This is a genomic window from Marinitoga sp. 1138 (genome assembly GCF_013363265.1).
Lineage (GTDB): Bacteria > Thermotogota > Thermotogae > Petrotogales > Petrotogaceae > Marinitoga > Marinitoga piezophila.
The window spans coordinates 110,574-135,011 of the sequence record NZ_LBFA01000014.1 but is presented as its reverse complement, the minus strand read 5'-3'; the positions used below and the strand labels follow the sequence as shown (position 1 = coordinate 135,011).

Here is a 24,438-nt window from a genome sequence, read left to right as displayed (position 1 = left end):
AAAAGATAATAAGCGCTGTTCCGTATAATCTACACAAAAAAGAAGAAAAATATTATCACTCATTGATATTTACAATAATAGCCTCAGCAGGAATAGATGTAAAAGCAGAAGAATTGACAAACTTAGGAAGAAGTGATTTAGTAATAGATTTTGACGACAGGATATATTTATTTGAGATAAAACTGGATCAAAGTAGCGACGAAGCATTAAAACAAATAAAAGAAATGAAATACTATGAAAAATACAGCGGAAAAGAAATATATCTCATAGGAATAAATATAAATTCAGAAAAAAGGAATATTGAGGAATATATAATAGAGAAGTTATAAAAAAATACCGTAGATCCTTCTAACAAAGATTAGAATGTGGTCCACGGTATATATTTTTATATAATTCATTTTTCAAACCACCAGGGTCAAATTTTTGCCCTGGTTTTTTGTTGAGGATGAAAAGGAAGTTACAATAAAATACAGCCCCTTTAAGGGGCTGTATTTATTATTGTATTTACATTTGTGAAAAAGCCTGTTCTGCTGCTACTGAGAGTGGATATACAGTTGGAGCTGCTGTTAATAATGGGTGTGTACCTATTTGCATTGTCATAATGTCCTGAACGGTAACTTCTTTTTGAATTGCCAAACTGATAATGTTTATCATTTCACCGATACTCTTTCCTCCAGCCATTTGAGCTCCTAATAATAATCCACTTTCTTTTGAGAAGATTAATTTTAATACGATTTTTGAAGCATCTGCAAATTTACCAGGATGTCTGTCCATAACTTCCGCTTTTCCTACAACTATATCGAAACCTTCCTGTTTTGCAACTGCTTCTGTAATTCCTGCTGCAGCAAATGCTTTGCCTCCAATTACTGTTGAATATGCGTTTAATGAGCCTTTGTTTGTTCTTAATACTCTTAATTTGTAAAGGTTGGATGCTGCAATTCTTGCATCAAAAACAGCTGCTGATGCGAGCATAAGTCTTGATGGTTTTCCTGTGAAGTAATCTTTGTGTTGTACACAGTCTCCTGCTGCGTAAATGTCAGCTACTGATGTTCTCATGTAATCATCTGTTTCAATGTATCCAAGATCTGTAATTTTTAAACCCATTTTCTTTCCAATTTCAACATTTGGCTTATAACCTGTAGCGAGTATTACAACATCTGCAGGTATTTCTTCTCCACCATCAAGAACAACCTTTTCAACTTTTCCGTTTCCTGCGATTTCTTTTACTTTAGAATTCAATAATACTTTTACATTATCGCTTTCAATTTCTTCACGGGCAATTTCTCCAAAATCTTTGTCAAATGATGCTGGTAATAAATAATCTCTTGCTTCTATTAATGTAACGTTTTTACCGGCTTTTTTGATTTCATCTGCAACTTCAACACCGATAAATCCACCGCCGATAATTACCACATTTTTAGCATCTTTGAGTTTTTCGTGAACTGTTTCGAGATAAAAATGATCCTTTGGAATTGTTAGTACATTTTCAAGTTCATTTCCAGGAATTGGAGCTCTAAATGGAGTTGAACCTGTTGCGATAATTAATTTTTCATATTCAAATGTTTTTCCGCTTTTTGTTGATATTGTTTTCTTTTCTGCATCACCGTCTATAACTTCATCAATTAATAAGTCAATTCCCATAGCTTTGAATTTTTCTTCAATTCCCATATAGTCTTTTTCTACACCACCAAGTGTGTGAAAGATATATGGTATTCCACATGGAACTAATTCTTTGTCTAATTTTTTGATAACAAGTACCTTTTTGTCTTTGTAGATTTTTTTTGAAGTCATTGCTGCAACGAGTCCAGCTGCACTTCCACCAATAACAATAATGTCGTATTTCATAATATCCCTCCTAAAAAAAGTTATAATTTTCACTTTATTTTTGGTATTTTTATCCTTTACATTATTAATTATATCACAAATCATATATCTATTGAAAAAATATATATGTATTTTCTTTTAAATTTAGATTAAAAGAGAATTAGAGAATTAGAAAATTAAAAAATTAGAACATTAGAAAGTTCTAATGTTCTAATTTCATCTGATTTAAGAAATATAAGCTTGAGTATATCATTATAGCTACAAAGATGAATACGTTAATAAAACCAACGTGTTTTATAATTGCGCCAATTATTAATGGGAGTAATGCTGTTACAAAGTTTAAAGCTCCTGAGATTCCAACGTATAATGCTCTGTTATGATGATCGCTGATTTCTATTAAAACACCTTCAAATGTCATTTGACGGGCACTTATTGCAATTCCCGTTAGCAGGAATAATGTTGAGTATAATAATGGTGATGTTTTGCTTAATATTAATGCAAGTATTGGGATTAAACCTCCAATTGCTATACAGTATTTCAATATTTTTTTGTAGCCTTTTTTATGTAATAATGGTCCCCAGACGAAACTTGATAAAACTATTCCTATCATTTGTAATAACAGGAAGTTTCCAACCATTTTGTCTGAAAGGGTAAATGTGTTTTTGGCAAGTAATACATAAAATGGTATTATTATTAAACCAAACCCTGTTAAATTGCTAAAGATAACGTAATTTAGGAGATTTTTATCCCTTGAAAGTATTGTAGGAATATTTTTTATTATTTCCATGAAAGAAGGGAATTCCCTTTTTACTTCAAATTTTTCTTCTTTGATTAGCCAGAATCCAAGTGAGGCTATGAACAGTGAAAATGAAGCTATGAGAAACATGTTTGAGTAATTGTGTGGATATTCGAATTTATTTAATATATACTTTGCTAAGAATGCGCTTAATAGTGCAAAGGAACTTCTGGATATTTGCCTGAAGCTCATGAATTTTCTTTGCAAGTCCTTTGGTATAGATTTTCCAAGTAAATCGGTGTAACTTACACCTGCAAATACACCGCTAAATGAGAATATAGAAATTATAATAATAATCAGGGTTAACAGTGTTTTTTCTGATAATGGAGAGATTAATAATAAACCTATTGCTAATAATGAAAAGATTCTAAGGTATATTCCTGTTAATAGATATGGTTTTTTTAGAGGTTTTGAAACGAGAAACCCTGCAAAGAATAATTGTGCTAAGAGTGGAATTCCAACAGAGATTGCTGTGACAAGACCGAGCAGGAATTCACCGCCTCCTGCTTGAAGGATTAATGAGGAGACTACGGTGTTTACTTCGATGAATGAGCTTGCTATTGCGAGGAATATTGCGTGCCAGATGAATGCGTAGAAGTTTCGTTTGACGTTTTGCATATAGATACCTCCGATATATAGTCTTTTTATATTATTATATCAAAAAAAGTTCGAAAAGAAAACTAAGTTGGGAATTTTCAAGGATCAGCAATTGAGTCGCATGAACGAACCTTTTTATGAATGTTTTCTTGATTTTTGATTTAATTTTTATTTGTTATTATTGCACAAAATTTTTATGATATAATAGTTTTAGTAATAAGTTAGGGGGCGAAGTGGTTGAAGTTACTTGAGTTGAGGATAAAAGGGTTTAAGAGTTTTGTAAAAAATACAACATTAAATCTTGATGCAAATGTTGTTAGTATTGTTGGACCAAATGGTTCAGGAAAATCGAATATTGTGGATGCCATAAGATGGCTATTGGGCGAACAATCCTCAAAGCAAATGCGTATAGAGGAGAAGTTTGATGTTATTTTTAGTGGGACTGAAAAGTTGCCTCCTGCCAAAAAGGCTGAGGTGTTTATAAAGATAGAGGATGATGAGGGAAGGATAAGAACTCTTGGTAAGATTCTTTCTGCTGATGGGAAGATACAATATAAGATTGATAATAGAAATGCCCGATTGAAGGATTTAATTGAGGTAATGGGTGGTGCAGGTGTTGGTAAGTCCTTTTATTCTATTATTGGTCAGGATCAGGTTAAGGAGTTAATAGCAGCTCCTTCTGAATTGTTAAGAGCGCTTATTGAGGATGCTGCTGGAATAAAGGTTTATCTTGATAAAAAGGAAATAGCTTTGAGAATGCTTGAACAGACAAAGGAGAATCTTGAAAGATTAAACGATATATTGTATGAGGTTGAGAAAAGGGTTAGATCATTGTCAAACAGAGCATCGAGAGCTAAGAAATATGTTGAGTATAATAAGGAATTAAAGGAAATAGGGGTTAAGTATTTTGGTGCCAAAAATATAAAGATAAGCGAGAAAATACAGGAGATTGAGAATAAGATTCTTGAGAATAAGTCAGAGGTTAAGGAATTGCTTGCTAAGAGTTTTGAGGTTGAGAGGTTATACAGGGAATTAAAGGCGGAGATAGAAGAGAAGGATGAAAAGCTTTCTGCATATGGAGAAAAACTGGAAAACTTCAAGCAACGTCTTGATTCATATGAAAAGATGAAAACACATCTTGAGGATGAATTGAAACAATTAAATTCAGCCATTGTTGAAAATAGCTGGGAAAAGACGAAGTTTGAAGAGGATTATGCCAGAAATAAAAAGAGATTTGAAGAAATTAGGAATTTAATAGAAAAGTATGAAAATGAATTGAGTAAATTAAATGAAGAGATTACAGAGGTTGAAAATGAAAAGAAAGAGATAGAGGCTTCTATTTCTAAAGAGATGAATAAACTAACTTCTTTGAAAGAGAAATTAAAGCGATTAATTGAAGAAAGAAAAGAATATGAAAAAACTAAAAATGAGTTAATAAGCGAGCAGGGGAGTAAGGATGAGCGATTGAAGTTTTTGAAGACTGAAAAGGAAAATTATGCAAAGAAGATAGAGGAATTAGAGGAAAAATTAAAAGTTCTTGAAAAGGATCTTGAGCATTATTCTAAAAAAGAAAAGGAATTAATGGATCAGATTGAAGAAAAGAAAAGTGAAACAGAAGAGCTGCATAGGAGCGTTTCGGAAACATATGAATATCTTCAAAAGTTAAGACGTGAAGAGGATTTAACAAAAAGAAAGATAGAGAATTTAAAACTGCAGATTTCGGATTATGAAGGGTTTTCATATGCAATAAAAAAACTGTTTGAGGCGTTTCATAATGATGAAAATATTGTGGATGTGGTTTTGAATTTAATAGAGGTACCTGAAGAGTTGGAAACGGCTATTACCACAATTGCAGGTTTTAGACTTCAAAATGTGGTTATAAAACGCTCTTCACAGGTGTCTTCATATATAAAATATTTAAAAGCAGAAAGAGCTGGAAGAGTTACATTTTTGCCTCTTGATTTGATTAATTCAAATTTAAGAAGGGTAAAAGAGCTGGAATATGAACCAGGATTTTATGGCTATGCGGTAGATCTGGTAAGTTATGATCCAGAATATGAAAAGGTTATAAAATATGTGTTTGGTAATTCAATAATTGTTGATAGGCTTGAAACAGCACTGGAAATTAAAAATCGAATGAAGAATGTGTCGCTTACAATTGCAACTGTTTCTGGAGAGATAATAAACACATCTGGTGCAATTACAGGTGGTGCTTCAAAAAACAATAATCAAACACTTCTTCTTTCAAGAAAGAGAGAATTAGCTGAGCTTGAAGAGTCATTGAAGGAAATAGAAGAAGAAATTTCTTTAAATGAAAAAAATTTGGAAAAGGTGGAATATAATTATAAGCGTTCAACTGTGGAGCTTAAAAAATTGGAAGAGAAGTTAAATGAGATAAGATATAATCATTTAAATGGAAAGAATTCATATAAGGATTTTAAAAAGGAATATTCCAATGCAAAACATGGGTATGAAGAGGTGTTGAGCAGAATAGATACATTTGAAGATAGGATAAATGAAATAGAGGAAGAATTGAAGGAACTGGAAATAAAAATAAACGATAATGTTGATTTGCAAAAGAAAATAGAAATTGAAATAGAGGAAATAGAAAAGAGCAATAAGACAATAGATAATGAGCTCAGGAAGAAGATTGCAAGATTGGATGAATTGAATTTGCATAAGAATTCTGTATTGTCAAAGATTTCAGAATATGAAAAGGAAAGAAATGAAGTAAAGAATAATTTGAGAAGCATAGAAAATCATCTTGAATCACTTGAGAATAAGTTTAAGCAGTTAAAGAATGAGATGGAACAAAAAAGCAAAGAGTTAGAAGATTATGAAGAGGAAATTAAAAGAATTAATGAGGAAATGAATGAGGCATTTCAAATGCTTAAAAAGAGTAGAGAAGGTAAGAAAGAGAAGTTTGAGGAATTGGAACAATATGAAAAGCTTAGAAATGAAATAAAGGATAAGATAGATGATTTGAAGAATGCTGCGCATGAGCTGGATTTAGAGAAACAAAATCTTATTCATGAAAAGGACTTTTTATTTGAAAAGGCAAAGAATATGGGAATTGATACAGAAGAATTTGTTTTTGAAAATTTAAACGATATGGAAATTATGGCACTTGAAAGGCGTATTGAGGATATTAAAAAGGCTTTAAAACATATTGGAAGTGTTGATCTTGCTGTTTTAGATGAATATGAAATGGTGAAAAAGGATCTTGATGATAGATATAAGCAAAAAGAGGATATTTTAAAGTCTATTAAGACATTACAGGAAGGTATTGATAAGATAGATCAGGAAGCAGAGGAGAAATATTTAAAGACATTTAATTTTGTAAATGAAAAGTTTGGTGAGTTTATTAAAGAATTATTTGTTGGCGGCGATGGATTGTTGAAGATGTTTGGTGAAGGAAAGGCTTTTGAAAAAGGTGTGGAAATTTCCGTTAAAAAGCCAGGAAGGAATTTCCAGAAATTGCAATTGTTTTCTGGTGGAGAGAAAGCTTTGATAACTTCAGCTTTCCTTTTTGCACTTATGAATGTGAATCCTAGCCCATTTTATGTGCTTGATGAAATTGATGCGCCGCTTGATGATATAAATGCAGGAAAACTGGCGAAGTTAATAAGGAAACATGCTGATAAGACACAGTTTTTGGTTATTACACATAATAAATTGATGATGGAAATTGCCGATATTTTCCATGGAATTACTATGAGAGATGGCGTTACTCATGTTGTTCCAGTAGATTTTAAATTTATGGAGAACCTTAACTAAAAAAATTCCCCCAGATGGGGGAATTTTAAATTAAATCTTCTTCAGTTAAAATTTTTATGAATTGAAGTAATTCATCGTTATCATAATCTTTATCGATTAAATCAAATCCGTATTTTCTATAGAAATTTTTTAAATATTCTATATTTTTACATTCAAGCATTATGATTCTTCCACCTAATCTTTCTTGACCTTCTAATATTTTACTAAAACAAAACTGCATTATTTCATCGCCTTTTATTTTATAAGAATATAAATCATTTTTTCCTAATTGACCAATTAAAATTGCTGGGATTTCTGTAATTCGTTTTCCATTTATTTTTGAACTAAAACCATCTAATTTTTTTATTTTATTTCCCGAAAATTCATCTGGAATTTTTAAAACTTGGATAGCCAGAGTAAAATAAGCCAAAATTTCAAATTTATTGTTTTTAATTGCATCTTCATTATATATAAAAAATGTTCTACTTTTACCTAATTTTTCAAATTTAATGGCTTTTTCCTTTAAAAATCTTTCAATATCTGAATCTTTTCTACAAAAAAAATTTGAGATAAGCTTTTGGGCATTTTCCTGCCCACCGCTTATCTCAATTAATTTTTTTAATGAGAGAATATTTTTTTTAATTTTTCTACACCCTCTTTCTCTTTTTCAGGTGAGACTAAATTTTTATCAATTTTTATAGGTTTAGAAGTTTTTTCTAATATTTTAATAAAACTTTCTACTTCCTTTTTGCTTTTTAATATAAAATCTTTATTAAAGGATGATGTTGCCATATTATTCACCTCGCTTCACAAATGAAACCTTATATTAATTATACAGTAAATACAAATATTTTTCAAGCTATTTAGAATGTTCAACTCTAAAAAAAGTTCAAATATTTAATTATGGTAGCAAACTATAAAGAAAGAGTAAAAACTACTTTCTCATTATTTTCATTATAAATCTCAAATTTTATTCTTTTTAAGGAAGTTTCGAATTTTTCACTTTCATCTTTTTCAACTTCAAAGTCATATCCATTTTTATTCTTGATTACAGTAATCTTTATTTTTGCATATTTACCTTCTTTAAATGCAAAGCTTTCTCCATCATCTTCAAAATAGACGAATTCCGCTTTGTCAGTTACAAAACCTATAACGATAATTTCTTCCGTTGCTTTTTCATCAACATAATTTAATTTTTCTTCGTTTAATACGATTAATGAATTTTCTTTTATAAACACAGGTATTTCATTTAATCCCGCTTTTATGTAATGGGTTCCTGGGGTTAAAACTTCTACATTTCTTTCTTTAAAATCGGAAAGTTTCCAGTATAACCATTTATTTTCAGGTAAATATACAAAACGCCCTTTTGCATTAGGCTGTATTATTGGTGCAGCCATTAAGGATTTTCCAACCATGAATTGATCTTCTATTTCAAAGGAAGTTTCATCGTCGTTATAATGCAAGAATAGAGGTGAAATAAAAGGTGTTAATTCTTCAATTGAATTGAAGAATTCAGAATAAAGATATGGGATTAAGGCATATCTAAACTCTATGATTTTTTTCATTATATTTTCAATATTTTCGTCAAAAGCCCATGGTTCCTGGTGACGGGTTCCAAGAGCTGAGTGATTTCTGTATAATGGTGAGAAAACTCCAAGTTGCATCCATCTAATAACTAATTCCGGTGACGCATTGCTGCCAAATCCGCCTATATCAGCGCCGGTATAGAAGAATCCTGCCATGTTTAATGAGAGGAGCATTCTTATATTTACGAGCATATGTTCCCACCAGGACATATTATCGCCCATCCATATGGTGGCTATTCTATGATGTCCGGCATAGCTGCTTCTTGATAATAATAAATATCTTTTATCTGGAATAAGTTCATTAAATCCTTCAACTGTAGCTTTTGCCATATAATAACCATATAGATTATGTAATTCTTCATTTGAGAATTTTCCATAAGGGGTATTATGATAGAATTCGCTGTAATATTCCCTTTTGTTTGAAAGAGCGTTTATTCCGTCTTTTATTCCAAAGAACTCCAGACCTATTTCTTTGTTTAGCATTTCATTTATTTCTTTAAGATATTTTTTTAAAGCGTCTGGAACGAAGAAGATTGATGGTTCATTCATATCATTCCAGAATGAATATATTCCAAGATCTGTAAATAATTTATATTTTCTTCCCCACCATTTTCTAACTTCTGGATTTAAAAAGTCTGGAAAATGTGTGAATCCAGGCCATACTGTTGCTACAAAGTCTTTTCCATCTTTGTCTTTACAAAAATATCCTTTTTCTTTTCCTTCTTCATAGACGTCATATCCTTTTTCGATTTTTACACCTGGGTCAACTATGGGAACGAGTTTAAATCCTTTTTCTTTCATTTCTTTCACAAATTTATCGAAGTCTGGAAATTTGTTTTCATCGATGGTAAAGACTTTAAAGTCTTTCATATAATCAATATCCATATATATTGCATCACATGGAATTTCTTTTTTTCTAAAGTTTTCAGCGACTTCTTTTATTGTTTTAGCATCAGGGTAACTCCATCGGCATTGTTGATATCCAAAAGCCCATTTTGGAGGAATATATGGTGTTCCCGTTAGCTTTAAATATTCTTTGATAATTTCAATATTGTTTTGTGAGTTGAATATGTATAAATCAAAATTGTTTGATGGGATTGTGATTTCCATTATGTCGTGTTTTGTAAATCCTATGTCAAATATTATTTCTGATGGATAATCAATAAAGAGTCCAAATTTGTTGTTGACTATTAAGAAAGGGTGAGAACCATATAATGACTCTTTTTCCGGTGTGTGTAAAGGGTCATCTGTTGCATATAGTTTATAGCGTTTTCCCCTTTTGTTTAATCCTCCAAGTGTTTGTCCTAAACCGTATATACGGTCTTCTTCATTGAGCTGGAATTTTAATGTGAAAATTGTGTCGTTTTTTTCAAAAGAAAAGAAGGGGAGTTGTTCTGTTTCGGTGAAATTAAGCGATTTTTTGTCGAGTGTTACAGCGTCTGTTTCAAATGGTGTTCCGAATCTATATAATGTTGTAAAATTTAAAAGATTGGCTTTTAGCATTTTTGTTCTCCTTTCAATGATGGTTTTTATTGTTGATTGAGAAAAATAAATGCTTGGATTTTATTAGATGTGCAAGAATGCCATGACGATTTCGAGAACTATTAGAACAACAATAAGAAATTCGAGAAAATTGGCTCTTGAGCCTTCGCTTATTTCGTTTAATACAGTGTAAGTTTCCAGTGCATAATCTAATTTATGCGAAAGGTTTTTATACCTTCTTTTTAACTCAAAAAATCTTGCAAGTGATTCATATAATTCGTCGTATAGATTCCATTCCCAGGTAATGGACGGTTTATCAAGAATCATAATATCAGATATTATTTCATGTCTTGTTTTTACAAGATTTAATGTTTTTCCTATTACAATATTCCTTATTATTGGCAAAAATGCCTTGAATTTTTTGTATCTATATATAGTTTTTTCTATTTCATCTTCAAGCTCGTCCGAAAGTTGTTCATATCGTTCTAATGCCACACTTTGGGATATGGTCAATGATATTAATGAAAGAACTTCCTGAGTAATGAATTCTTCTTTTATGAATAATGTTTCTATGTTGTAATCAATATAAAAGTTTCCCTTTATATTATTATCGATTTTTATGATTAATTCATCTTCTAAAACCGTTTTATATTCTTCTTCTATTAATTTTTCCAGATAGACTATAAAATCCTTTATTTCCTTGTCGGTGAAATCAAAAAATACAAAGGTTCCAAATTGATAAACATGTACGTTTTTTTGATTATAGTTTAATATTAATGGCATTTCCCATTTTGTGATGACTGGCAATTGCAATTTTGCAGCTATAAGTGCAATGTCTATATTTTTTCCAGCATCAATAGCCTTTATTCTTATTTCATTTCCCATTTTATTCACCCCGATTATATATTAGTTTATACACGATAATTCTAAGTAAAACTATAATAATTCCTGCAATAACAAAAGCATTTATTGTTCTCAATACACCAAGGTATAGTGGTGTTTGAAAGTGCAAAAATGTATCTATTATTGAAACAAAAACAATAGCCTGTCCTATGTTCCAGAATATTTTAAAGAATTCTGTTGGTGGTTTTGTGAAGATGAAAGTGTATCCCAGTAATTCTTTAAATCTCGGTCTGGCAATTAGATATTTTTCAAGTAAATCCCTTATTTTTCTTTCTGTCATTGTGGAAATGCCAAAATTTCCGCTTCTGAGGATATAATAGATAAATACTATCCCAAGGATTATTGAAGAGAGAATTATGTCTTTTTTCTTTAATTTAAAGTTTTTTATCTGGACTATAAATAGTATAAATGGAAGGGTAATGAGTAATAATTTAATACCTCTAATAACAGAAATTTTATAGATGTATAAATAACTGTATCCTGAAGAGTAGATTAATATACCAATTAGTATATTAAACAAAACAGCTTTTATATATGCTTTGTCTTTTTCAAAATGATTTTTCCATTTTATCCATGAAATAAAGGAAAAGAATATCGCTGCAAATACATACGACCAGGGGTTAAAGTAAAAATATAATATAGCATATATTATTGAAAACAACGGTATATATATTGCTCCAAAAGCTAAAAGAACTGCAGCTGAGATAATATCAAAGTATTCAGGAATATTTTCCAATGGCAATATATAATCTTTATGGTTTTTCGTTCTTTTTTCTATGGCATTTATTATTTCAGATCTTTTTTTATGTTCTGGAATATAGAAAAGGTTTATTCTTCTTTCATTGAGCGCTCTCCAATACCGTTGAACAACCTGTTCTGTATCGTATTTATCCATTTCCTTTGGTTTTATATAATGAGCATATCTTATTTTTTTTAATTCGTCATCTGAAAGATAGATTTTATATCTATCAAAGATGAAGCCGAAGTCTGAAAACTCGGCAACTATTATATTATTGAATCTATGGACTATATTTTTAAAGTCATCCAAAGTTATATTGGTGGAATTTTCGCTTATTAGGATATAATCCTGATATTTGTAATATTCCACAACCTTTTCCCCAATCTTTATTGATTGGGTTTTTAATCTGGAGTTATCAATGATATGATATCCTCTGGATAAGAATTTATAATCATTATATGAGATATAGATAAAGCTAAAAACTGCATAGAATATGGTTATATAGAATATAAGCGTTTTAAGATTTTTCAAAAGCTTATCGCTCCAATCTGTTTAAAACCTTTTTTAAATCGTCAGTTAGTTCCGCCATTAATGTATAACGTTTGTTTTTGTAATCAAATTCAAGGTAATATGAGTGCAGGAAGTATCTTTTTAGTCCTACAAATCTTTTTAATATCTTATTTTTTTCAAAATCACCATATATATTATCACCTGCAACAGGCGAGCCGATATTTGCAAATTGCCTTCTTATTTGATGTTTTCTTCCTGTTTTTAATTCAATGTCAACAAGGGATAACGGTATGTTTTTTATTCTGTATGTATTTAAGACATCATAATATAATACAGCTTTTTTATCGTCAAGTATGTCCTCTAATTTATTTTTTTCTCCTTTTAATTTTCCCAATACCAATGCCTGATATTTCTTCAATATATTTCTTCCTCTGATTATTTCTGTTAATTCTCGTGCAATTTGTTTGTTTTTAGCTATTACAAGAACGCCAGATGTATGTTTGTCAAGTCTATGAACAAGATGTGGTTCAAATTCGCCATTTGCATAATGTAAAACACCTTCTATTATTGTAACCTTTTCTTCTCCTGTTCCAGGATGCACTGAAACTCCATTTGGTTTGTTTATTGCAAGGATATTTTTATCTTCAAATATTATTTCCAGGTCTAAAGGTCTTGGCAATATGCTTTTTTCCTTTTTTCTTTCTTCAAGAGGACCGTTATATCTAATTTCAACTTTGTCACCTATATTCAAAACGAAATCCTGTTTTTTTACCCTTTTTCCGTTTACATATACAAAACCTTTTCTGAGTAATTTGTATATAAACCCGAGTTTTAGATTTTCATAGTTATTTCTTAAGAATTTATCCAATCTTTTATAATAATTTCCTTCTTTTACAATTATAGATTTTTGCATATTTTACTCTCCTTTTTGGTATAATATATATTAAGTTATAAAATTATAAACGGGGTGATGATTTTGTATAAAGAAATACTTTCTACGTTATATACATTTCTTGGAAAAAATATAGTAGAAGAAGAAAAAAAGGTAAAGAGCGAGATTTTTGATAAATTAACAACAAAAGATGATTTTTATGAGATTCTTGAATATTTAAAGAGCGAAACCTTTCCTGAGGAAGTGGAAAGAAAATTCCTCTCATTATTTATTATATCATTATTTGAGCGATTAAGAATAGCAGCTGATATGGAAAATGAAGTTTTAATATATGGAAATGAGAAAATTAACATGAAAAACTTAAATCTTGATAAGAGTATTGTGGAGATAGAACCGTTTTTGTATGAGATGATAGAATTGATAGAATATGAAAATTTACCAACAGAAATATTATTTGGGATTTTGTCAAATGACCTTGCAATACGGATTAAATATTTTAAGGAATTGATAAAAGGGTCAAAGGTTATGGAAGAGAAATGGTCAGAGAATGAATTAAAAGGTCTTGTGAATTCGTTGACTGATTCTACCAGAGAATTTTTAAGATATATGGTTAAAGTTGGAAGTTCTTCAAAAGATGAGATTATAAAAGAGTTAAACTTGAAGGATTCGCGTTCCATTTCTGCATTTACGAGCGCTATTTCGAGAAATTCGCCTCATAATAAGGAGAAGATTATATATGGTGAGAAAGGAAAGATATATTTAAACGGAAAGTATAGGGAAATATTAAACAAAATACTTGCATAATAAAATACCCGGAATTAATTGAAATTCCGGGTATTTATTTTAATTAAAAATTATGCTTCAGCAATAGCTTCTATTTCTATATCTGCGCCCTTTGGTAATGCTGCAACCTGTATAGCTGCTCTTGCTGGTTTATGGCCGTTGAAGAAGTCGCCATAAGCTTTATTAAATTCATCGAATTTTGAAAGGTCTGTCATAAATACATTAACCTTCACAATTTTATTTACACTGCTTCCAGCGCTTTCGAGAATGTTTTTGATATTGTTTAAAATTGTTGTTGTTGCTTTTGCAATATCGCCTTTTATAAATTCTCCTGTTTCAACGTCTACAGGAAGCTGTCCTGAAACGAAGATGAAACCATTGCTTTTTACTGCTATTGAATATGGTCCTACTGCTTTTGGTGCATTTTCTGGATTTAATAATTCCATTTTAATTCCCCCTTCTAAGAAAAATTTTTCACGCTTTTATTATAACATATATTCTTAGTAAAGCAAACTATAATTTTTAGGAAGATTTTAATTTCGGTTTAACATTAAGAGGGATTTTTTGTAGTATACTATAATAAACTTTGTTAGTTTTACGAATTAATTTGGAGGTATAAGATGAAAAAGCTATTGTTTTATACAGTTTTAACAGGACTTGCTGAATCTATATATAGGGTAGTTTTTAATCTTTTTTTAAGGGATATTGGTTATACCAATTCATTTATAAGCCATATTACTTCACTTGAAATGATTGGTTCAGCAATTCTTGGATTGTTCATAGGAATTGCCGGAGATAAATTTGGAAAAAAGATTATGTTGTTAATTTCCTCATTGGTATTTACAACAATTTTATTATTCAGAGTATTTCATCCCTCTGAAAATATATTATTGCTTACGGCCTTTTTAAATGGTGGCTTTTTAACTTCAAGGATGATTTTATTAAATTCATTAATAGTTGATATTACCACACATGAAAATAGAGGGAAGTATTTTGGTTATAACTTTGGTCTTGTAATGGGAAGTGGTCTTGTTGGTAATTTAATTGGCGGAACAATGGGCGAGTTTTTAGGGCTTGGAAATGCGTTAGTTTTTACAGCGATGCTTCATCTTTCTTCGAATATATTTTTGATTTTTATTCATGAAAGCGAACACAGACAGACTTTGCGTTTAAAGGATTTATTTAATTTAAAAGATTTTGATAAGTTGCAATATCATATAGTAAAGATACATTTAATAAGAACCTTTTTAATAGGATTTGGTGCGGGATTATTTGTGAATTTTGGGAATATTATATTTAAGGACCTGTTTAATTTACAACCTACTATGATAGGAGCAGCTCTTGCTTTTGCGCAGTTTGGCGCAGCGGTAGGATCGATATTTTCATCGAAAATATCAAAAAAAATAGGTGCTTATCAATTTTCGCTTATTATGAATATCCTTGTTATACCATTGATTATCTCCTTTGCTTTTGTTAGAGATCCTTATGCATTTACGGTATTATATGCTTTGAGGTTTTCGTTTATGAATATGACTAATCCTGTGTCAACTACTATTGTAATGAGTTATATTCCACAAAAAAAGGTTACTACTATTAGCAGTATAAGAAATTTTTTGAATTTTATTTCACGTTCTCTCGCAGCTGTTGTTTTTGGATTTATAACTTCATTGAGTAATGGATATACATATCTATTTCTTGTGAGTTCGGTGTTTTATATAATTTCTCTTTATTTCTTAATAGAATTATTTAGACCTATAAAAAAAGATAAAATATTCTTGAATTTGTATAAATAATAAAATCCCCTTTCGAAAAAGCGAAAGGGGATTTTTTAAATAAATTATTTCTTTTCTTTTAATGCTTTTAATACTTTTTCTGGTGTAATTGGCAGATCTTTTATTCTTACACCAACTGCATTATACACGGCGTTTGCAATTGCTGCTGGAGGTGTGTCAATTCCGATTTCACCTACACTTTTTGCACCATAAGGTCCTGTTGGTTCATAACTATCCACAAGTTCCACATCTAAGTTTTTAATGTCCGGTCTTGAAGGAATTTTGTAATTCATAAGATTGTTTGTTAACAATCTTCCGTTTTTATCGTAAATAACCTCTTCGTACATTGCCATTCCAATTCCCTGGGCAAGACCGCCTTCTACCTGGACCTTGGCGAGGTTTGGATTTATTGGTGTCCCACAATCCACAACAGCTACATAATTTAGCAGATCTACTTTACCTGTTTCTGTATCAACTTCAACTTCAGCAAAACCAGCCATAAATGGTGGTGGAGACTCTTCACCAACATAAGAGGCAGTTACGCTTAATTGTTTTTGGTTTTCGTTGTAATATAGTATTTCAGCAAGTTTTTTAAGGCTTATTTTTTTATCTTTTGTTTTTATTTCTTTACCGTCAAATTCAACATCTTCTTCAGGTACTTCAAAATATTCTGCACCGGCTTTTATGATTTCATTTTTCATTTTTTCTGCTGCAAGTCTTACGGCATTACCTGAAACATATGTTGTACTTGATGCGTATGCACCTGTGTCAAATGGTGTGGTATCTGTATCTGATGAATATGGTATTATCATTTCAGTTGGAACATTTAATGCTTCTGCTGCTATTTGAGATAATATTGTGTCACTACCTGTTCCTATATCTGTTGCACCTATAAGCAAATTAAATGAACCATCATCATTTAATTTTAATGTGGCGGCTGCCATATCTATTTTTGCAATACCTGATCCCTGCATGGCTATTGCCATACCCACACCTTTTACTTTTGTGCCCTTCTTTTCTGCTTTGAATTTTTCTTCCCAGTTGATTTTCTTTATGCCTTTTTCTATACATTCATCTAATTTACAGCTATTAACAATCATTTCAACGCCTTCGCGGCCTTCACCCATTATTTTGAATATAGGTGATGTTTCGCCTTCGCGAATCATATTTATTTCTCTTAATTTTACAGGATCCATGCCTAATTTTTCTGCAAGCATATCCATGGCAGATTCTATTGCAAAGTTTGCCTGTATAGCGCCATATCCCCTGTATGCACCTGCTGGTGGATGGTTTGTGTAAACTACATCTCCACCAAATCTTACAGCTTTTACTTTATTATACATAGGCAATACTTTTGAACCTGCAACCATAAATGTGGTTAATGCATGTTCACCATATGCACCTGTGTCTGAAAGTCCCCTTACGTCTATTACTCTTATTTTTCCATCTTTATCTGCACCGATAGTTACGTCAAATCTCATAGGATGTCTTGTATATGTTGATTCAAATACTTCTTTTCTTGTATAATAAACCTTTGCAGGTTTTCCGGTTTTTAAGGTAACCAGTGCTGCATATGGTTCGCCGTGTATTCCCTGTTTTCCACCAAAACCGCCACCTACACGGGGTTTTATTACTCTAATTTTGCTAATTTCCATGCCTAATGCTCTTGCTAAGATTCTTCTGACGTGGAATGGGACCTGCGTTGAAGAAACAACTACAAGTCTTCCCTGCATATCAAGATATGTATATGCTGCATGTGGTTCCATCATTACATGTGCCTGTGCCTGTGTGTAGAATCTTTCTTTTACTACAATTTCCGATTTTTCAATTTCTTCTTCCACATTGCCCACACTCATTTCGTATGAGGCTGCAATATTATTTTTGGGGTCAGAACTAATAAATCCTTCACTTTTATAATCTGCTTCAGGGTGTATTATACTTTTTGACCCCTTGCTTTTTTCAAAATCCAACACAGGTTCAAGCACTTCATATTCAACTTTTATTAATTTTAAAGCTTTTTCTGCAGTTATTTCATCTCTTGCTGCTACAACTGCAACTTCATCGCCAACATATCTTACATATTCGTCAAGCACAAATTTGTCATATGGTGAAGGTTCAGGATATCCCTGACCTGCACGGGTAATGATATTTCTTGGAACGTTTTTATATGTTAATACACATTCAACGCCGTCCATTTTTTCTGCTTCTGACGTATCTATGTTTTTAATTTTTGCAAATGCATGAGGGCTTCTAAGAATTTTTACTATTAAAGCGTCTTTTGGCGCTAAATCATCTGTATATACAGGTTTTCCACTAACAAGTCCATAACCGTCTATTTTTTTGATAGTTCTTTTTACTTCTTTCATGCTTTCACCTCAAAAAATTGTTTTATTGCTCTCATTTGACTTGCGTATCCTGTACATCTACATAAGTTTCCAACAAGGTATTCTTTCATTTCCTCTTCTGTTGGATTTTTTAATTCTTTTTTCATTGCATATACGCTTAAAATTAATCCAGGGCTACAGAAACCACATTGATCAGCTCCCTGGGCAAGTAATGCCTCTGTAAATTTCTTGTATTCCGGATCATCTTTTAGCCCTTCTACTGTGGTAATTTCATGTCCGTCAGCAGATGCTGCGAGTACAGAACAGGAAAGGACAGGTTTTCCGTCCATGAGTACTGTACATACGCCACATGTTCCTGTGTCACAACCTTTTTTGACACTCATATAATTAAGTCTTCTTAATACATCGAGAAGAAACTCAGAAGGGTTTATTTCAACTTCATGTTTTGTATTATTAACTGTTAAGGTTATTTTCATTTTATTACCTCCTCTAAAGCCCTTCTAACAAGTACTGGCGCAATCATTTCTCTGTATTCCTTTGAACCTTTTATATTTGAACCATATTCAACTTCTGAAGCGGCTTTTTCTGATATTTCCTGTAATTTTTCTTCTATATTTTCAAGTGTTTTGAGTTCTTCCATTGTTTTCCTGGTTAATCTTGCAACGCCAGGTCTGGCACCTATAGCAATTTTAATGTCATTGTCCAATTTAGATGCAGCAGCATTTAATATTGAAAAATCATAGAATGAATTTCTCATATTCTGGAATGATAATTTTCTTCCGTTGTTTTTTATTATCAATTCAACCATAATGTCTTTTCTGATTTTTTCTTCGAGGAATTTTTCAAGTGGCATTCTGCCGTTTTTGTGCAATACAATATCTGTATCTAAAACAAGTAATACTGTAAGCAAATCAGAGAATCCAAGTTTTGGAAATACCGTTCCACCAAGAGTGGCAATGTTTCTCAATTGAACGGACCAGATGTATTTCATAATTTCGGCTAATTTTCCGTCAAAAGCGTTTTTTATTATTTCGCTTTTTTCTATTTCGCCAAGAGGCGTAGCGCTTCCAATTTTTATTTCGCCATTTTCTTCTTTTATATAATTTACACCTGCATCCTGTAAATCAATGGCAAGTTCTATCTTTCTCGAAGATAATCGCATAAAGGCACCGCTTCCTATTATTTCGGCACCGTCCACTGAAACCAATTTTTCATAGGCTTCTTCGATACTTTTTGGCCTGATATAATCCTTAATCTCAATCACCCTTATCACCCTTCCCTTGAAATAAATTTATTTTATTAATTCATAATATGCTTTTATAAGCAGATTTTTTACCATTTTTTTCCTGTATTCCGCTGTAGCTCTAACATCGGTTATAGGGTTTATAACTTTCATATATTCTTCTCCCATTTCTTCAAATAATTCTTTTGATACTTTTTTGCCTTTCATTTTTTCTTCTATTTCTTCGAATCTTTCAACTGTTGGTCCAACAGAGCCATATGCAACTTTTATATCTTCTATTTTTCCATCATTATCTGTTTTTAAAAGAACGCCTATGCTGATAATGGATATGTTCATTGCATTTCTTTTTCCAACTTTTTCATAGTAATATTTGTATCCTTCCATTTCCTTTAATTCTATTGAATATATAAACTCATCGTTTTTAAGTTTTATTTTTCCTGGACCGGTAACAAAATGGGATATTTTCATAATTTTGTTTGAAGGTTTAATCTCCACGTTTCCATCAAAGAGGTACATGCTTAATAGGAAATCGCCTGCAGGTGAAGCGTTTGCTATATTACCTATTGGAGTAGCCCTGTTTCTAATTTGTGGAGAACCTATTTTTTTAATTATTTCCACTATCATAGGAAATCGTTTGTTGAATTCTTCATTTTTTATTAATTCATCATATGTTGTGTTTATAGGAATTCTTACTCTTCCGTTGTAGAATTTCACTTCTTCCTTCTCGAGACCTTTGGTGTCTATAATTACTTCTGGATTAAAGATTTCTGCTCGCATTTTTACCATTAAATCTGTTCCGCCTGATAAAAGTCTGGCATCGTTTTCAGATTTTATTTTTGAAATTTCCTCTATTGTTTTTGGTTTGAAGTATTTTATGTTTTTCATCTGGACTCACCTCGTTTCTCTGCAGCGAGTTTTACCGCTTCTATTATCTTAGTGTATCCTGTACATCTGCATAGATTGCCTTCAAGAGCTTCTTTTATTTCTTCTTCTTTTGGTGAAGGATTGTTATCAAGCAATACTTTTGTGGACATTATGAATCCAGGAGTACAGAATCCACATTGTATAGCTCCCTTTTCAATATATGATTCCTGAATTATGGTGTCACCCTTTTCGTTTAGTCCTTCAAGAGTCCATACTTCCTGACCATCGAGTTCAACTGCTAAAACCATACAGGAATTGACGTTTTTGCCATTTAAGATAATTGTACATGCACCACATTCCCCTTCGCCGCAACCTTCTTTTACGGAGGTCATTCTCATATCATCTCTCAAAAAATCAAGAGCCCTTTTATGTTCAGCAACATCGTATTCAACATCTTTACCGTTTAACTTAAATTTTATTTTCATATTCCTTAATCACCTCTCTAACAGCATTTAAGTCTGGTTTTACTTTTTTTAGATTTACAAAGCTTTCTATTGCTTTTACATCTTTTAATCCGTTTCCTGTTACTACAATTGCAACAGTTGAATCTTTTCCAATTTTTTCTGAAATCCTTTTCAGACCAGCGTATGAAGTAGCTCCGGCGGGTTCGGCAAATATACCGGTCTTTGTTGATAATTCATATATAGCATTTAATATTTCTTCATCACTTACACTTACGAAATATCCGCCACTTGCTTTTACGTATTTGCAGGCTTTTACTACATCGCGCGGTTTTCCAACGCTTATGCTATCTGCAATTGTATGTGTTTCTATGTCGTCAGGCATAAATGGTTCACCTTTATCAAATACTCTTTTTATTGCAGCGGCACCTTCAGCCTGAACACCAATAATTCTTGGGATTTTATCTATTAATCCAAGTTTATAGAAATCGTAAAATCCTTTGTAGAATGAACTGATAACTGTACCATCACCAACGCTTACAAGTACGTAATCTGGAACATCCCAATTGCTTTGAACAGCTATTTCAAGAGCTCCGGTTTTTTTGCCTTCAAGTAAATATGGATTAATTGCCGAGTTTCTGCAATACCATCCGTTTTCTTCACCAATTTTTAGTGAAATATCAAATGCTTCATCATATGTACCGTCTATTGGGATAACGTTTGCACCGTATATGAAAAGTTGTGATATTTTTGCAATTGGTGCTGAAGCGGGTAAAAATATATATGTTTTTAATTTTGTTGGTGCTGATAATCCTGCTAAAGAACTGGCTGCATTGCCTGTTGAAGCACAATATATTGTTTCATATCCTTTTTCATATGCCTTGGCTATAGCCAGGGCTGATGCTCTATCTTTGTAAGATGCAGTTGGATTTGTTCCGTCGTATTTTATAAAAAGATTTTTAATTCCTAATTCTTCAGCGAGTTTTTTATGTTCGTAATACGGTGTTCCGCCAACATGCAAAGGCGTTTTGTAAGCTTTGTCGCTTATTGGTAAAATTTTCTCAAACTGCCATATATTATCGAATTTTCCAAATTCATCCTTTTTAACCTTTATTTCATCATAATCATATATAACTTCCAATGTTCCTAACCTATCTCCGCAAACTGGACATGTATATTCAATTTCATCAGGTTCATATACTTTTCCACAACTTATACAACGAAGTTTATACTTGTTCATTTCTCAACCTCCTGTTTTTTTCTCTTTTCAACTATATTAAATTTTACATTATTTTATAGTTTAATTAAATGTTGCTTAAAGGTTGTGGTAATTAATTAGTGTCAATAAAAGGTGATTATTGTTTTATAATTCTTTTATTCTTAAAAGTCTATGATATCTAACAATTAAAAACGCTTAAACATTGATTGTTAATTTCAAAAGAAGAAAAATAAAAGTTCATTCATACGACTTGAGAGCTGATCTTAGAAAGTTTTATGAAAAATAGAAATAATAATAATCGCTCAAACAGGTAGAAAATTCTAATCCTCAAAAATTCTCGTTCCCGCCGGTCGCTACAGACTCACATCCCTGTTCGTCTTCACTCAAAATCACATCCGTGTGATTTTGACCGGCTCCACTTCGAATTTTTTCGGGAATTTTCAAGTTTTCGCTCATATTATTATTTCTATTTTCTTTTACATCTCTTCATTAGCAGTTTTTTTCGGGTGCTCTGCGAGTATTCATTCACTTTTATTTTTTCAATCGTTTGTAATTTTACCTTGGACACTCTGCGAGCCTTCACTCGCTTTTATTTTTTCCAACTATCCTGTAATACCCGCTGCGGGAAATTCTTAGTTTTCATTTACATCATTTTTCTTTTTTCAACTATATTGATATCTGCTGAAGGAAATTCCTAATCTTTTTTATTGTGATATAATTTTATTAACACATAAAAAATAGGGGGGATAGTTTTGAAAAGGAGATTTTATTTGAATAAGATGGATATTGAAGCGGGGGTTGAACTCTTTTTTAGTAAGCTGGAAGAGTATTTTAGGAATGATGAAAAAGAAGTTATCGATGTAAGAGAAAGTTCTGGTAGGGTTACTGCTGAACCAATTTTTGCCAATGAGAATGTTCCGTCTTATAATAGTAGCGCTATGGATGGTGTGGCGGTTATCAGCAAACATACATATGGTGCAACAGAAAGCAGTCCAAAGATTCTGGAATTAGAGAAGGATTTTGAATATATAAATACTGGTTATCCTATTAATAAGCCATATGATGCGGTAATAATGATAGAGAATATAGAGATTATTGATGATACGAAGATTAAAATTAGAAATAGCGTTTTTCCTTATAAGGATGTTCGAAAGGTTGGAGAGGATATATGTAAAGGCGAAATGTTATTCCCAAGATATCATACCCTTACAGAAAATGATATATCCTTTTTATTGATGGCTGGCGTATTTAAGATTCCTGTTTTAAGAGAATTAAATGTGTTGTTAATTCCAACAGGAAATGAAATTGTTAAACCAGAAGAGAAAACAGAAGAATTTCAGATTCCAGAAACCAATTCTGCTATGATTAAGAATTTTATTGAGAAATACAATGCAAGTGTTGATGTGCATAGTATATTGCCAGATGATCTGGAAGTTTTGAAAAAAACAATAGAAGAGAATATAGAAAAATATGATCTAATTCTTTTAAATGCTGGTTCTTCAGCTGGTTCAAAGGATTTTACCTTTCATGCGGTAAATGAGCTGGGTAAGGTTATTGTTCATGGATTGAATATAAAACCGGGAAAACCTGCTATTTTAGGTATTGTTAAGGATAAACCTGTTATTGGGTTGCCGGGATTTCCTGTTTCGTGCAATATAATACTTGAGGATATAGTGAAACCTTTGATATTGAATAAAACAAAGGAAGAAGTATATTATGACAATGAAATTATTGAAGGTGTATCTGGAAAGAGAATTCATTCTTCCATTACAGAAAAGGAATATTTAAGGGTTGGTGTTGGTAAGGTTGAAGATAGATATGTAGCTATTCCTTTAAAGAGAGGTGCCGCTAATATTTCAGCAGTATCGAAACAGGATGGTGTTGTGTATATAGAAAAGGGTATAGAGGTATTGGAAGATGGCGAAGAGATAAATATACATCTTAAGCGTTCTAAAGAAATAGTGGATAATAATATTCTTGTTATTGGAAGTCATGATTTGTTGATAGATTTACTTGCTGATTATATAAAGAGATATGATAAGAATATAAATATTGTTTCTGCTAATGTTGGAAGTATTGGTGGAATAATGGCTATAGCAAAAGGGTATGCTCATATGGCTGGAATGCACCTTCTTGATCCTGAAAGTGGTGAGTATAATATCAGTTATATTGAAGAGTATATTGATGAATATACATTGATGAATCTTTCGTATAGGGAACAGGGATTTATTGTTCAAAAAGGAAATCCTAAAGGTATAAAGACTTTTTCAGATCTTACAAAGGACGGAGTTAGATATATTAACAGGCAAAAAACTGCGGGAACAAGGATTTTATTGGATTATCATCTTGAGAAGGAAGGAATTTCTCCGGATAAGATTCATGGTTATTCTGATGAAGAGTATTCACATGTTAATCTTGCATTGAAAATAAAAAAAGATATGGCAGATGTGGGTCTTGGAATAAAAGCAGCTGCCAATATTTATGATCTTGATTTTGTGCCAGTGGCACATGAGAGATATGATCTTTTAATACATCCTTCTTTTATAGATGATCCGAGATTTAAGTTGATTCAGGAAATAATAGGTTCTGAGGAGTTTAAAAGAGATGCAGAGAAGCTGGGTGGATATCTCTTAAAAGATACAGGGAATTTTATAAAGGAATAAAAA

General features: G+C 31.6%; 20 protein-coding genes. 5 read left to right on the top strand and 15 right to left on the bottom strand.

Going from position 1 to position 24,438, the window contains the following annotated elements; translation table 11 throughout:
• A partial coding sequence (locus XO11_RS05780) for a PD-(D/E)XK nuclease domain-containing protein (RefSeq protein WP_175418314.1) occupies window positions 1–329 on the top strand: 329 nt, incomplete at its 5' end.
• 175 nt (window positions 330–504) lie between these two features.
• Here XO11_RS05780 and XO11_RS05775 read toward each other — a convergent pair.
• Window positions 505–1,845, bottom strand: a complete 1,341-nt coding sequence (locus tag XO11_RS05775) for an FAD-dependent oxidoreductase (RefSeq protein WP_014296642.1) — start codon at window positions 1,843–1,845, stop codon at window positions 505–507.
• A gap of 181 nt (window positions 1,846–2,026) precedes the next feature.
• Window positions 2,027–3,238, bottom strand: coding sequence for an MFS transporter (locus tag XO11_RS05770; protein WP_014296641.1), 1,212 nt, complete (start codon window positions 3,236–3,238; stop codon window positions 2,027–2,029).
• Window positions 3,239–3,454: 216 nt separating this feature from the next.
• Between XO11_RS05770 and smc the strand changes: the two genes are divergently transcribed.
• Complete coding sequence (smc, locus tag XO11_RS05765) at window positions 3,455–6,994, top strand: chromosome segregation protein SMC (protein WP_175418313.1); 3,540 nt, start codon at window positions 3,455–3,457, stop codon at window positions 6,992–6,994.
• 25 nt (window positions 6,995–7,019) lie between these two features.
• Here smc and XO11_RS05760 read toward each other — a convergent pair whose 3' ends face one another.
• The 6 genes from XO11_RS05760 to XO11_RS05735 all read right to left on the bottom strand — a co-directional run bounded on the left by XO11_RS05760 (window position 7,020) and on the right by XO11_RS05735 (window position 13,106).
• Window positions 7,020–7,403 carry a hypothetical protein gene (locus tag XO11_RS05760; RefSeq protein WP_217671854.1) on the bottom strand — a complete coding sequence of 128 codons (384 nt, stop codon included), beginning with the start codon at window positions 7,401–7,403 and terminating at the stop codon, window positions 7,020–7,022.
• A gap of 188 nt (window positions 7,404–7,591) precedes the next feature.
• Complete coding sequence (locus XO11_RS05755; protein ID WP_014296638.1) at window positions 7,592–7,765, bottom strand: hypothetical protein; 174 nt, start codon at window positions 7,763–7,765, stop codon at window positions 7,592–7,594.
• Window positions 7,766–7,887: 122 nt separating this feature from the next.
• Complete coding sequence (locus XO11_RS05750) at window positions 7,888–10,062, bottom strand: TIM-barrel domain-containing protein (protein WP_175418312.1); 2,175 nt, start codon at window positions 10,060–10,062, stop codon at window positions 7,888–7,890.
• A 63-nt stretch (window positions 10,063–10,125) separates the two neighbouring features.
• Complete coding sequence (locus XO11_RS05745) at window positions 10,126–10,926, bottom strand: RMD1 family protein (RefSeq protein WP_014296636.1); 801 nt, start codon at window positions 10,924–10,926, stop codon at window positions 10,126–10,128.
• Window position 10,927: 1 nt separating this feature from the next.
• On the bottom strand, window positions 10,928–12,214 hold the full coding sequence (locus XO11_RS05740; protein WP_175418311.1) for a DUF5693 family protein: 1,287 nt from the start codon (window positions 12,212–12,214) through the stop codon (window positions 10,928–10,930).
• Between the two features lie 4 nt (window positions 12,215–12,218).
• Window positions 12,219–13,106, bottom strand: coding sequence for an RluA family pseudouridine synthase (locus tag XO11_RS05735; protein WP_075780525.1), 888 nt, complete (start codon window positions 13,104–13,106; stop codon window positions 12,219–12,221).
• 63 nt (window positions 13,107–13,169) lie between these two features.
• Between XO11_RS05735 and XO11_RS05730 the strand changes: the two genes are divergently transcribed.
• Window positions 13,170–13,889: a hypothetical protein gene (locus XO11_RS05730; protein ID WP_041638529.1), complete on the top strand. Its 720-nt coding sequence runs from the start codon at window positions 13,170–13,172 to the stop codon at window positions 13,887–13,889.
• Between the two features lie 50 nt (window positions 13,890–13,939).
• Here the strand turns inward: XO11_RS05730 and XO11_RS05725 are convergent, their stop codons facing one another.
• Entirely contained in the window at window positions 13,940–14,314 is a 375-nt protein-coding gene (locus XO11_RS05725; protein ID WP_014296632.1) for a Rid family detoxifying hydrolase, read from the bottom strand.
• Window positions 14,315–14,488: 174 nt separating this feature from the next.
• Here XO11_RS05725 and XO11_RS05720 point away from each other — a divergent pair, with 174 nt between their 5' ends.
• Window positions 14,489–15,661, top strand: coding sequence for an MFS transporter (locus XO11_RS05720; RefSeq protein WP_175418310.1), 1,173 nt, complete (start codon window positions 14,489–14,491; stop codon window positions 15,659–15,661).
• A gap of 44 nt (window positions 15,662–15,705) precedes the next feature.
• Here XO11_RS05720 and XO11_RS05715 read toward each other — a convergent pair whose 3' ends face one another.
• From XO11_RS05715 to thrC, 6 genes are read right to left on the bottom strand one after another with little or no spacing between them, the layout of a single operon-like run.
• A complete protein-coding gene (locus tag XO11_RS05715; protein WP_175418309.1) occupies window positions 15,706–18,006 on the bottom strand; it encodes a xanthine dehydrogenase family protein molybdopterin-binding subunit in 2,301 nt (766 codons plus the stop codon).
• The gene (locus XO11_RS05710) at window positions 18,003–18,461 is read right to left on the bottom strand and encodes a (2Fe-2S)-binding protein (protein WP_014296630.1); all 459 of its coding nucleotides are present in this window, start codon (window positions 18,459–18,461) and stop codon (window positions 18,003–18,005) included. The genes XO11_RS05715 and XO11_RS05710 overlap by 4 nt, the downstream gene beginning before the upstream one ends.
• Entirely contained in the window at window positions 18,458–19,249 is a 792-nt protein-coding gene (locus XO11_RS10730; RefSeq protein ID WP_041638527.1) for a xanthine dehydrogenase family protein subunit M, read from the bottom strand. Before XO11_RS10730 ends, XO11_RS05710 begins: the two co-directional genes overlap by 4 nt.
• A gap of 27 nt (window positions 19,250–19,276) precedes the next feature.
• Window positions 19,277–20,113, bottom strand: coding sequence for a xanthine dehydrogenase family protein subunit M (locus XO11_RS05700; protein WP_014296628.1), 837 nt, complete (start codon window positions 20,111–20,113; stop codon window positions 19,277–19,279).
• On the bottom strand, window positions 20,110–20,577 hold the full coding sequence (locus XO11_RS05695) for a (2Fe-2S)-binding protein (protein WP_014296627.1): 468 nt from the start codon (window positions 20,575–20,577) through the stop codon (window positions 20,110–20,112). The genes XO11_RS05700 and XO11_RS05695 overlap by 4 nt, the downstream gene beginning before the upstream one ends.
• Window positions 20,561–21,793, bottom strand: coding sequence for a threonine synthase (thrC, locus tag XO11_RS05690; RefSeq protein WP_175418308.1), 1,233 nt, complete (start codon window positions 21,791–21,793; stop codon window positions 20,561–20,563). Before thrC ends, XO11_RS05695 begins: the two co-directional genes overlap by 17 nt.
• A gap of 731 nt (window positions 21,794–22,524) precedes the next feature.
• Between thrC and XO11_RS05685 the strand changes: the two genes are divergently transcribed.
• Window positions 22,525–24,435 (top strand): molybdopterin biosynthesis protein, encoded by a 1,911-nt coding sequence (locus tag XO11_RS05685; RefSeq protein WP_175418307.1) that lies wholly within the window; start codon window positions 22,525–22,527, stop codon window positions 24,433–24,435.
• Window positions 24,436–24,438: the final 3 nt, after the last annotated feature.